3 protein-coding genes are annotated in these 12,370 nt (G+C 77.6%); all 3 read left to right on the top strand.

What is annotated here, in order from left to right; genetic code table 11:
* The first annotated feature begins 197 nt into the window (after positions 1–197).
* Genes ACZ6KO_RS03895 through ACZ6KO_RS03885 form a run of 3 tightly spaced genes read left to right on the top strand, consistent with a single transcriptional unit; the run spans position 198 to position 12,367 of the window.
* Positions 198–7,364 carry an SDR family NAD(P)-dependent oxidoreductase gene (locus ACZ6KO_RS03895; RefSeq protein WP_469299580.1) on the top strand — a complete coding sequence of 2,389 codons (7,167 nt, stop codon included), beginning with the start codon at positions 198–200 and terminating at the stop codon, positions 7,362–7,364.
* Positions 7,357–12,021 (top strand): beta-ketoacyl synthase N-terminal-like domain-containing protein, encoded by a 4,665-nt coding sequence (locus tag ACZ6KO_RS03890; protein ID WP_469299578.1) that lies wholly within the window; start codon positions 7,357–7,359, stop codon positions 12,019–12,021. The genes ACZ6KO_RS03895 and ACZ6KO_RS03890 overlap by 8 nt, the downstream gene beginning before the upstream one ends.
* Positions 12,011–12,367 (top strand): acyl carrier protein, encoded by a 357-nt coding sequence (locus ACZ6KO_RS03885; RefSeq protein ID WP_469299576.1) that lies wholly within the window; start codon positions 12,011–12,013, stop codon positions 12,365–12,367. The genes ACZ6KO_RS03890 and ACZ6KO_RS03885 overlap by 11 nt, the downstream gene beginning before the upstream one ends.
* The last annotated feature ends 3 nt before the right edge of the window (positions 12,368–12,370 follow it).

The following is a 12,370-nucleotide window of genomic DNA, read 5'->3' as shown; positions in this document are numbered from 1 at the left end:
ATTGACCACTGCTCAAGCCCGCTCTCCACGGCGGGCCGCCCGGCCACCCGAGCCCCCGCATCCCGGCGGTGCGGCTCGCGTACCCCCGCGTACCCCCCGCATCCCCCCGCTCCGCGTCGCGCCGCACCCGTCCCCCCGTGCAATAGCGCGCCGTGACATGTGACACCGCAACGGATTGCACCGGAAGAGGAGCGCCCGTGACCCCCACGCCCGCCGAGTCCGCCCCCGTTTCCGCCCCCGTTTCCGTCCCTGTTTCCACCCCCGCCTCCGCCCCCGTTTCCGTCCCCGCCCCCGCCCCCGACCGCGATCTCGTCGTCGCGCTCAGCCCCTTCGAGGAGCCGGGCGCCCGCGTCGTCGCGGCCGCGGCCCGGGCCGGGGCGCTCGGCCTGCTCGATCTCGGCCGGGATCCCGCCCCCGCCCGCCAGGCCTTCGCCGAGCTGGCGCGCCGGCTGGGCCGCCCGTACGGGGTGCGCGTCCCGGCGTTCTGCCCGCTCGGGCCCGGTGAGCTGCCCGAGGCCGTGGACACCGTACTGCTGGCCGATCCGGCCCGGTACGGCGAGGCGCCCGCCTGGGCGGACGGCGGACGGCGCCGCGTGTGGGCCGAGGTCACCGGGCCACGGGAAGCCCTGGCAGCGGTCGCGGCCGGAGCGGACGGGCTCGTGGCCAAGGGCCACGAGGCCGGCGGCCGGGTGGCCGGGAACACCACGTTCGTCCTGCTCCAGCAGCTGCTGTCGGACCCGCGCATCGGGGTGCCGGTGCGGGCCCTGGGCGGGATCGGCCCGCACACCGCCGCCGCGGCGGTGGCGGGCGGCGCGGCGGGGGTGGTGCTCGACGTCCAGCTGGCCCTGACCACCGAAGGCGAGGCGGAGCTGCCCGCCGACGTGGTGGCCGCGCTGCGGGCCATGGACGGCTCCGAGACCCGGGTGACGGACGGGCACCGCGTCTACACCCGGCCCGGACTGACCCGGCCCGCCGGGCCCGTCGCCGGGCTGCTGGGCGCGCGGGGCCTGGAGCGGCAGCTGCTGCCCGTGGGCCAGGACGGCGCGACGGCGGCCCGGCTCGCGCGGCGGTACCGGACCACGGGCGCGGTCGTGCAGGCCGTACGGGCGGCCGTCACCGGGCATCTGGCCGACGCCGTACGGGCCCGGCCGCTGCGCCGGCGCCCGGCGGACCGTCACCTCCCGGTGGCACAGGGCCCCATGACACGGGTCAGTGACCGGGCGGCGTTCGCGCAGGCCGTCGCGGCGGAGGGCGGCGTGCCGTACCTGGCGCTGGCGGTGATGCCGGGCCCGGACGTCGCGCGGCTCCTCGCGGAGACGGCCGAGCGGCTGGGGGACCGGCCCTGGGGCGTGGGGCTGCTCGGGTTCGCGCCGCCCGAGCTGCGCCGGGAGCAGCTGGCGGCGGTGGCCGGGGTGCGGCCGCCGTACGCGATCATCGCGGGCGGCACCCCGGCGCAGGCGGCGCCGCTGGAGGCGGCCGGGACGCGTACCCATCTGCACGTGCCGTCGCCGGGGCTGCTGGAGCAGTATCTGGCCGAAGGGGCGCGCCGGTTCGTCTTCGAGGGTCTGGAGTGCGGTGGCCATGTCGGGCCGCGGGCCTCCTTCCCGCTCTGGGAGGAGCAGATCGAACGGCTGCTGGGCTGCGGCGACGTGGCCGCGCTGGACGTGCTGTTCGCGGGCGGCATCCATGACGCGCGGTCCGCGGCGATGGCGGCCGCGGCGGCCGGGCCGCTCGCCGGGGCCGGCGCGCGGGTCGGGGTCCTGATGGGGACGGCGTACCTGTTCACGGCGGAGGCGGTGGCCGCCGGGGCGGTGCTGCCCGGGTTCCAGCAGGCCGCGCTGGACTGCGAGGAAACGGTTCTTCTGCATACGGCGCCGGGTCATGCCACGCGGTGCGCCGACACCCCGTACGCCGACACGTTCGAGGCCACCCGGCAACGGCTGGCGCAGTCCGGCACCCCGCCGCGCGAGGTGTGGGAGGAGCTGGAACGGCTGAACCTCGGCCGGCTGCGCGTCGCCAGCAAGGGGCTGCGGCACGGCGAGGACGGCCGGCCGGTGCCGGTGGACGAGGAGGTCCAGCGTACGGACGGGCTGTTCATGATCGGACAGGCGGCGACGCTGCGCCGGGCCACCACCACGGTCGCCGCACTGCACGCCGAGGTCGGCGAGGGCGCCACGGAGCTGCTGGAGCGGCGGGCCCGGGAACTGGCCGCGCCCACCGCACCGGAGGCCGCCCGCGGGCCGGTCCCCGACCCGCTCGACATCGCCGTCGTGGGCATGGCCTGCGCCTACCCGGGCGCGCCGGACGTCGACCGGTTCTGGGCGCAGGTCGTGGCCGGAACGGACGCGGTGACCGAGGTGCCCGCCGAGCGCTGGGACCCGGAGCTGTACTACGACGCCGACCCGGCGCGGGCCGGTGAGCGCACCCCGTCGCGGTGGGGCGGCTTCCTGGCACCGCTGCCCTTCGACGCCCTCGCGCACGGTATCCCGCCCGCCTCGCTCGCCGGGATCGAACCGGTCCAGCTGCTGGCCCTGGAGATCTCGGCGCGGGCCCTGGACGACGCCGGCTACGGCAAGGGGCGCGACTTCGACCGCTCCCGCACCTCGGTGGTGTTCGGCGCGGAGGCCGGGACCGAGCTGGCCGGCGCGTACGGGCTGCGCGCCCTGCACCCCTCCTACCTCGGCGAGCTGCCGCCCGGGCTCGACGAACAGCTGCCCCGGCTCACGGAGGACTCCTTCCCCGGGATCCTGGCCAACGTGATCGCGGGCCGGGTCGCCAACCGGCTCGACCTGGGCGGCGCGAACTGCACCGTGGACGCGGCCTGCGCGTCCTCGCTGGCCGCCCTGGACCTGGCCTGCCGTCAGCTGCGCGACGGCGACAGCGACATGGTGCTGTGCGGTGGCGCCGACGTGCACAACGGGATCAACGACTACCTGATGTTCGCCTCGGTGCGGGCCCTCTCCCCCACCGGGCGCTGCCGGCCCTTCGACGCGAGCGCCGACGGGATCGCGCTCGGCGAGGGCGTGGGCGCGCTGGTCCTCAAGCGGCTGGCGGACGCCGAACGCGACGGCGACCGGGTGTACGCCGTGATCAAGGGGGTCGGCGCGGCCAGCGACGGCCGCTCGCTCGGGCTCACCGCGCCCCGGCCGGAGGGCCAGCGCCGGGCGCTGGACCGGGCGTACGAGCGGGCCGGGATCAGCCCCGGCGAGGTGGGTCTCCTCGAGGCGCACGGCACCGGCACCGTGGTGGGCGACTCCACCGAACTGGCCGTTCTGACCGACCTGTTCACCGAGGCCGGGGCACCAGCGGGCAGCTGCGCCCTCGGATCGGTGAAGTCGCAGATCGGCCACACCAAGTGCGCGGCCGGGCTGGCCGGGCTGATCAAGGCGGCGCAGGCGGTGCACACCGGGGTCCGGCCGCCGACCCTGCACGTGGCGGAGCCCAACCCGGCGTGGCGCGACGGTGCCGGTCCGTTCGTCTTCGACACCGACGCGCGGCCGTGGCCGGTGCCGGTGGAGCAGCGGGTGGCGGGCGTCAGCGCGTTCGGCTTCGGCGGCACCAACTACCATGCGGTGCTCGCCGGTTACGGCGGCGCACCGGAGCCCTCCCACGCGTTGCGGGACTGGCCGGCGGAGCTGTTCTGCTTCCGCGGCACCGACCGGCGGGCGGCGGGCCGGGCGATGGCGCGGCTCGCGGCCCGGCTGGAGGAGAACGACGCCGCCGGGCGGCCGTGGGCGCTGCGGGACCTGGCGGCGGAGGCCGCGGCCGGCGGCTCCGGCGCGGTGCGGGTGGCCGTCGTGGCGGCGGACCTGGACGAGCTGGCGGAACGGCTGGAGCGGGCGCGCGCCTTCACCGCGGGCGACGGGGTGCACGTACGGGCCGGGTCGGCCGATCCCGGGCAGGTCGCCTTCCTCTTCCCCGGCCAGGGCAGTCAGCGGCCGGGCATGCTGGGCGGGCTGTTCATGGCGTTCCCGGCGCTGCGGCAGCTGCTGGACGGGGCGCCCGACGTGGCCGCGGCGCTCTTCCCGCCGTCGGCGTTCACGGCCGGGGCGAAGGCGGAGCAGCGGGCCGCCGTGACCGACACGCGGATCGCGCAGCCGGCGCTGGGGCTGGCCGGGGCGGCGGCGTACCTGCTGCTCTCGGCGGCCGGGGTACGGCCGGACTGCGTGGCCGGGCACTCGTACGGCGAACTGACCGCCCTGTGGGCGGCGGGCGCCTACGACACCGACACCCTGCTGCGGCTGAGCACCCGGCGGGCGGAGGCGATCGTGGCGGCGGCCGGCGACGACCCCGGGACGATGGCGGCGGTGTCCGCCGCGCCGGAGGAGATCCGGGACCTCGTGACGCGGTCCGGCTGCGCGGTGGCGAACCACAACGGGCCCCGCCAGACGGTGATCTCCGGCCCGGCGCAGGCGGTGGACGCGGCGGTCGCGGCCCTGCGCGCGGCCGGATTCGGCGCCGACCGGATCCCGGTGGCGTGCGCCTTCCACAGCGAGGTGGTGGCGGGAGCCTCCGCCGCCCTCGCCGACGAGCTGGCCGGGACGGTGGTTGCCGACGCCGCCGTCCCGGTCTGGTCCAACACGACGGCCCGGCCGTATCCGGCGGACCCGGACGGCGTACGCGAGCTGCTGGCCCGTCAGCTGGCCGAACCGGTGCGGTTCGTGGAGCAGATCGAGGCCATGTACGCCGCCGGGGTACGGACGTTCGTGGAGGCGGGCCCCGGGCGCGTGCTGACCTCCCTGGTCGGCCGGATCCTGGGCGAGCGCCCGCACACGGTGGTCCCGCTGGACGTACCCGGCGAACCGGGGCTGATCCGGCTGCTGAGCGCGCTCGCCGAACTGGCGGCGGCGGGCGTGCCGGTCACCCCCGACCCGCTCTTCCGGGGCCGCACGGCCCCGCTCCCGGACCGCGCCCCGCGCCGGCCGGGCTGGCTGGTCGACGGCCACCTGGTACGGACGGCGGACGGCGCCCCGGTGGCGGGCGGTCTGCGCCCGGCGACGCGGGTGGCGCCCGTGGCGGGGGTGGCCGGGGGCGAGGTGGCCGGGGGCGAGGTGGCCGGGGCCGGGGTGGTGCCGGCGGGCACCGGCCCGGCGGCCGCGACCGGCCCGGTTCCGGCCGGCCCGGTTCCGGCCGGCCCGGTGCCGCTGCGGGCCGGGGGCGGCGCCGACCGGCGCGAGGAGACGGTCATGGAGTACCTGCGGGGGATGCGCGAACTCATCGCCGCCCAGCGGGACGTACTCCTGGGGTACCTGGGCGCGGACCCGGCGCACCGGCCGGCCGCACCGCCGGCCCCCGTGTGGTCGGTCCCCCTCGACGCCGCCACGACGATGACGGACTACGGCGCCGATGCCGGTGCCGCTGCCGGTGTGACGGATTCCGGCCCTGGCCCGGGCGCGCAGGCCCCGGCCGGCGGGGAGGCGGACGCCCCCGTGGCCCGGACGGCGGCGGAGGTCATGGACATCGTCCTCGACATCGTGCACACGCGCACCGGCTACCCCCTGGACATGCTCGAACCCGAACTGGACCTGGAGGCCGACCTCTCCATCGACTCCATCAAGCGCGTCGAGATCATCGGAGCCCTGGCCGACCGCATCGGCCTGTCCCGCGAGCCCGGGGACTCCGCCGAGTCCGCCGTGGAGGAGCTCGCGCGGATCAAGACGCTACGCGGGATCGTCGACTGGCTCACCGCCCACCACGCACCCCGGCCGGAACCGGCACCAGCACCGGGGCCGGCGCTGAACGGCACGGTGCGGGACACCGCCTCACCCGGCGGCGTGGCAGCGCCCGAGGACCCACCGGCGCCCACCACTCCCGTACGGCGGCTGCGCGTCGAAGCCGTGGCACTGGACGCGCCGCGGTCCCGGGACGCCGGGGAGGCGCTCGGCGGGCGGCTGTTCGGGGTGGTCGAGGACGGGCAGGGCGTGGCGCTCGCGCTGACCGGCCTGCTCCGGGCGCACGGCGCCGAGGTCCGTCCGCTCACCGAAGGCGCGCTGGCCGGGACCGCCGACGCGGACGGCCCCTCCGACGGCACGGACGGGCCCGGCGGACTCGACGGGCTCGACGGGCTCGACGGGCTCATCGATCTGAGCGCCCTGCGGCCCGGACCGCATCCGGTGCTGCCCGAGACCTTCCCCGGGCTGAAGCGGGCCCTGACCGGCGGCGTGCGGTGGCTGCTGCTGGTCACCGCCGCGGGCGACACTGCCGCGGACCCCGTCCCGGGCGCCGGGCTGCACGGCTTCGCGCGCAGCGCCGCCATCGAGTACCCGGGCGCGCTGGTGCGCGCCGTGGACGTGGCCCCCAAGGACCGTACCGAGCGGATCGCGCAGCAGCTGCTGGCCGAGCTGTGCGCGCCGGAGGAACCGGCCTCCGTCGCATACTCCGCGGAGGGCCGTCGCCACGCCCGCCAGGCGGTCCCCGCACCCCTGCCCCCGGCCCGCGGCTCCCTGCCCCTGGACACCGGCTCCGTCGTCCTGCTCACCGGTGGGGCGCGCGGTATCACCGCCCGCACGGCCCGCGCGCTCGCCCGGGCCACCGGCTGCCATGTCGAGCTGATCGGCCGCACTCCGCTGCCCGCGGCGGACGAGGACGCGTTCCCGCACGCCGGCGACCGGGTCGCGCTCCGGGCCGCGCTCATCGCGAACGGGCTGCGCGCGCCCTCGGCCATCGAGGCCGCGGCGAGCCGGATCCTCGCCGGGCGCGAGGTCCGGGCCACGCTCGCCGCGCTCGACGGCACCGCCGCCTCCGTCCGCTACCACTGCGCCGACGTCACCGACGAGGCGGCCGTACGGGCGGTCGTCGCGGACGTACGGGCCCGGCACGGGCGGCTGGACGGGATCGTGCACGGCGCCGGCACGCTGCGCGACGCGCTGCTGTGCGACAAGGAACCGGCGGCCTTCACCGAGGTGTTCACCACCAAGGTGGCCGGTGCCCGCCACCTGGCCGCCGCGGCCGCCGAGCACGGTGCGGCTCCCGCGCCCGCGTTCCTGGCCCTCTTCGGCAGTGTCGCGGGCGTCTACGGCAACCGCGGCCAGTGCGACTACGCCGCCGCCAACGACGCACTGGACGGCCTGGCGCACTCCTGGGCGGAGTCCTTCCCGGGCCGGGTCCTGGCCGTGGACTGGGGCCCGTGGGCGGCAGAGGCGGGCGGGATGGTCACGCCGGAGCTCGAGCGGGCCTACGCACGGCGCGGCATCCCGCTGATCGCGCCGGACGCGGGCACGGAGGCCTTCCTGGCCGAACTCGCGCACCGTCCGGACGGTGGCGACGGCGACGACGGCCGCGGCGACGTCCAGGTGGTCCTCATGGCGGCCGACGACGCGGACGCGGCCACGGACACGGGCGAGGGGAGGAACGGCCGTGGCTGACCCGCGCCGGGGCCCCCGGCCGACGGACGCCGCGATCGTCGGCATGGGCGCGGTCTTCCCGGGTGCCGCCGATCTGGCCGCGTACCGCCGGAACCTGTTCGCCGGCACGGATGCCATCACCGAGGTGCCGCCCGGGCGTTGGGACCCGGAGGTGTACTACGACCCGGCCGGCGCCGAGGGTCCGGCGGTCAGCGACCGCTTCTACTGCCGGCGCGGCGGCTTCGTCGACGAACTCGCCGCCTTCGACCCGACGCGGTTCGGCATCATGCCGTCCGTCGTCGACGGCGCCGAGCCGGACCAGATGCTCGCCCTGCACGCGACGGCCGAGGCGATCGCCGACGCGGGCGGCGAGGACCGGCTGCCCGCCGACCGGTCGCGGATCGGGGTGGTGCTCGGCCGGGGCGGGTTCATGGGGGTGGCGACCGCCCGGCTCGACCAACGGGTGCGGACGGCCCATCAGTTGGCGCAGACCCTGCGCGAGCTGGCGCCGGAGCTGGGTGAGGAGCGGATCGCCTCGGTACGGGCCGCGTTCCAGGAGGCGCTGGGTCCGGAGCGGCCGGAGGCGTCGATCGGTCTGGTGCCGAGCTTCACCGCCGCCCGGACCGCGAACCGGCTGGACTTCCGCGGCCCCGCGTACACCCTGGACGCGGCCTGCGCCTCGTCGCTGCTCGCGGTCGACCAGGCGGTGGGGCTGCTGGCGGGTGGCGGGTGCGACGTGGTGGTCGCGGGCGCGGTCCACCACTGCCACATCGCCACGCTGTGGAGCGTGTTCACGCAGCTGCGGGCGCTGAGCCCGAGCGAGCGGATCCGGCCGTTCGACCGGCGCGCGGACGGCACGCTGCTGTCGGAGGGGACCGGGGTCGTGGTCCTCAAGCGGCTCGCGGACGCGGAACGCGACGGCGACCGGGTGTACGCGGTGATCCGCGGGACCGGGGTGGCCGGGGACGGCCGGGCGGCGAGCCTGATGAGTCCGCTGGTGGCGGGACAGGTGCGGGCGCTGGAGCGGGCCTGGCGAGGGGCCGGGCTCGATCCCCGGGCCGCGGACGCGCTGGGCCTGCTGGAGGCGCACGGCACGGGCACGCCGGTGGGTGACGCCGCCGAACTGGACACGCTGGCCGAGGTGTTCGGCCCGGCGGACGGCTCCGCCGCACCGGTGGCCCTGGGCTCGGTGAAGTCGATGCTGGGGCACACGATGCAGGCCTCCGGCATGGCCGGGCTGATCAAGGCGGCGCTGGCCGTGCACGCGGGGGTGCTGCCGCCGACGCTGCACGTGGAGGAGCCGCACGCCGGGCTGGCCCGTACCCGGATGCGCCCGGTGACGTCGGCCGAGCCCTGGCCCCGGGGCTCCGCCCCCCGCCGGGCGGGCGTCAACGCCTTCGGCTTCGGCGGCATCAACGCCCACGTCATCCTGGAGGAACCCCCGACGGCCGCCCGCCCGTCCCCACCGGCCCCGGCCCGCCGCTTTCTCCCACCCCCGAGGCCGACGGCCCCCCTGACGCCGGTGGGCGCGGCGCCCACCGGCGTCCCCGGCCCGGGCTCGGGAGCCGGGGTGAAGGGGGCCGCCGGTGCGCGGGACGACGTACTGCTGCTGGCCGCCGACGACCCGGAGGCCCTGGCGGCGCTGCTCGCCTCCGGCCGGCGTCCGGCCGCGGCCGGGGACGGGCCGTGCCGGCTGGCCGTACTGGACCCGACACCGCAGCGGCTCGCGCTGGCCGCCAAGGCGGTGGCGCGGGGGCGGGCCTGGCGGGGCCGCGGGGACGTGTGGTTCACACCGCGCGGGCTGCTGGAGCCGGGCGGCGGCGGCCGGGTGGCACTGCTCTTCCCCGGCCTGGAACCGGAGTTCGCTCCCGTCGTCGACGATGTCGCCGCCCGCCTGGCGCTGGAACCGCCCTCCCTGACGCGCGGCGGCGAGCTGATGGAGCGCGCCCTCGACGCGATCGCGGCGGGCCGCTTCTTCGCCGGGGCCCTGGGCGAACTCGGGGTCCGCGCCGACGTACTGGCCGGGCACTCCCTCGGCGAGTGGGCGGCGATGGTGGTGGCGGGGATGTATCCGCGCCGGGCGGTGGACACCTTCCTGGGCTCGCTGCGGCCGGACTCGCTCCGGGTGCCGGACCTCGTGTACGCGGCGCTCGGCTGCGGCGCCGGGCGGGCCGAGGCGGCGCTGGCCGGACTGGACGGGGTGGTGGTCAGCCACGACAACTGCCCCCACCAGTCGGTGGTGTGCGGGACCCCCGACGCGGTCGTGCAGGTCCTGGCGCGGTTGCGGGCCGAGGGGGTACTGGGCCAGGAACTGCCCTTCCGCTCCGGCTTCCACACCCCGATGTGGGAGCCGTACCTCGGACAGGTCCGCGCCGCCTTCCAGCGGCTGCCGCTGCGGCCGCCGACGCTGCCGGTGTGGTCGGCGACGACGGTGTCCGCTTATCCGGAGTCACCCGAGGCGGTCCGTGAGCTGGTCGTACGCCATCTCCTGGAACCGGTCGACTTCCGCCGGCTGACCCTGCGGCTGTACGAGGAGGCGGGCGTACGCGCCTTCGTGTCCGCCGGCCCCGGCAGCCTCACCGGCTTCGTCGAGGACACCCTGCGGGGGCGGGACCACCTGGCGGTGGCCATGTCCATGCCCCGGCTCTCGGGCCTCGCGGGCCTGCGGCGTACGGCGGCCGCGCTCTGGACGGAGGGCCTGACCCCCGACTGGTCCCGCCTGACCGGCACGGTGGGCGACCCAGGGGCGGCCGGCTCCCCGTCCGGCTCCACGTCCGGCACGCCCGGTACGGAATCCGGCACCGCGTCCGCCGACCCCACGCCCGGCACGCGTCCCGGCGCCGCCACCGGCCGCGCCGTCGCGTTGGACCTCGGCTCGCCCCTGGTGCGGCTCGGGCCGGCGGCTCGTGAGGGGGGTGGGCTGTCCGCCGTGGGGCGTGCCCCGGCCGGCCCCGGGCCGCGCCGGGCGGCGCCCGCCGGCTCGCCGGTGCTGCTGTCGGCGCTGGACGCCGTCCTGGACGACGCCCGCTCGGCGGCCGACGACGTCGCCGCAGCGGTGGCCGTCGCCGAGGCCCGGCGGGCGGTGGGGCCACCCGCCGACGGCATACGGCGCCATACCCTCCGCCTCTCCCTGGCCGCCCTGCCCTCCGTCCGCGACCACTGCGTGTACCTCCAGCCCGACGCGTGGCCCGAGGATTCCGACCGGTTCCCCGTCGTGCCCATGACCACCATGCTGGAGCTGGCCGCCGACGCCGTACGGCGCGACGCCCCCGGGGCCGTCGTCATCGGCTACGACGACGTACGGGCGCTGCGCTGGCTGCCCGTCGAGCCGGCGGTCGACATCGAGGTACGGACCCGGCGCGACGGGCCCGGGCGGGTGCGCGTCGAGCTCGGCGACTGCGCGAGCGTGGTCGTGCTCCTCGCCGGCGGGTATCCGCAGGCGCCGCCCGGCGGACCACCGGCGCCCCTGCGGGCGGAGGGGGCCGCGCCGGTCAGCGCCGAGGCGCTCTACCGGGACCGGTGGATGTTCCACGGGCCGCGGTTCGCCGGGGTGCACGAGGTGTCGGCGGTCGGCGACGACGGGATCCGCGGGGTGCTGCGGGCGCTCCCGGCACCCGGCGCGCTGCTCGACGCGGCCGGCCAGCTGTTCGGCCACTGGATGCAACTGCGGCTGCCCGTCGACCGGTTGGTCTTCCCGGCCACCGTGGAACGGGTCCGGTTCCACGGCCCGCCGCCGCCCGCCGGCGCGCTGGTGCGGGCCACCGCCAGGATCCGCGACGTCCGTGCGCTGTCCGTCCGCGGAGATGTCGAACTGCGTTCCCCGGACGGCGCGTTGTGGGCCCGGATCGAGGGCTGGACGTACCGCCGGTTCGCCGCCGACGAGCGGGTGTGGCCCATGAAGTTCACGCCGGAGGTGTGCGGGATCGGCGAACCCCAGCCCGGCGGCTGGTGCGCCGCCCGCCGCCGCTGGAGCGATCCGGCCTCGCAGGAGCTGGTGATGCGCCGCTACCTCGGCGCCGCGGAACGCGCGGCGTACGAGCGGCTGTCGCCGCGCGCCCGCTCGCCCTGGCTGCTCGGCCGGATCGCCGCCAAGGACGCCCTGCGGCAGCTGCTGTGGGACGGCGGCGCCGGGCCGGTGTTCCCCGCCGAGGTGCCGGTCGGCAACGACGCGGAGGGCCGGCCCGTGCCCGGGGGCGATCTCACCCGCGGCGTCCGGCTGTCCCTGGCGCACAAGGACCGGCTCGCCGTGGCCGTCGCCCACCCCACGGCGGCCGTCGGCATCGACGTCGAGACCGTCACCACCGACCCCGACGCCCTCGTACGGATCGCGCTCGGCCCCGGCGAACTGCGCCTGGCCGAGGAGCTGGCCGCCCGCGACGGCACCGGTGACGCCGGTCTGCCCGCCGCGCTGACCGCCCTGTGGTGTGCCAAGGAGGCCGCCGCGAAGGCGGCCGGCCAGGGCCTGGGCGGCCGGCCGCGCGAGTGGCGCGTGACCGGCGACCCGGCGGGCGGCGGCGGTCTGCTCGTGCGCTCGCCCCGAGGACGGGCGCATCCCGTACGCACGACCCTGCTGCCCGCCCCCGAGGGGCAGCCCCCGCTCGACCATGTCGTCGCCTGGCTCGCCGCACCGGCGGACCGGCCCTCCTCCCACCTCATGGAGACCACCCATGGCTACTGACCACGGCCCCGTCCTCGCCGAGATCACCGGCATGCTCGTGGAGATCGTCGGCGACACGTTCCTGATCGCCGAGGAGGTCACCATGGCGACCACGTTCAACGAGGACCTCGCCCTGGAGAGCATCGAGTTCGTCGCCCTCGCCGAGCTGCTGCACCACCGCTACGGAGCCGAGGTCGACCTCATGGGCTTCCTCGCCGAGAAGGACATGGAGGAGATCCTGGCCATGTCGGTCGGCGATCTCGTCGAGCACATCAGCCGCCTGACCCACGCGTCGCTCGCCGCCCGCCCCGCGCCCGCGTCCGTACCCGCGCACGCGACCGCGCCCGCCCACGCTCCGGCCGGCTGACGC

The sequence above is a fragment of the Streptomyces sp. NPDC042102 genome (assembly GCF_055582305.1).
This window is presented reverse-complemented; position numbering and strand designations above follow the sequence as displayed.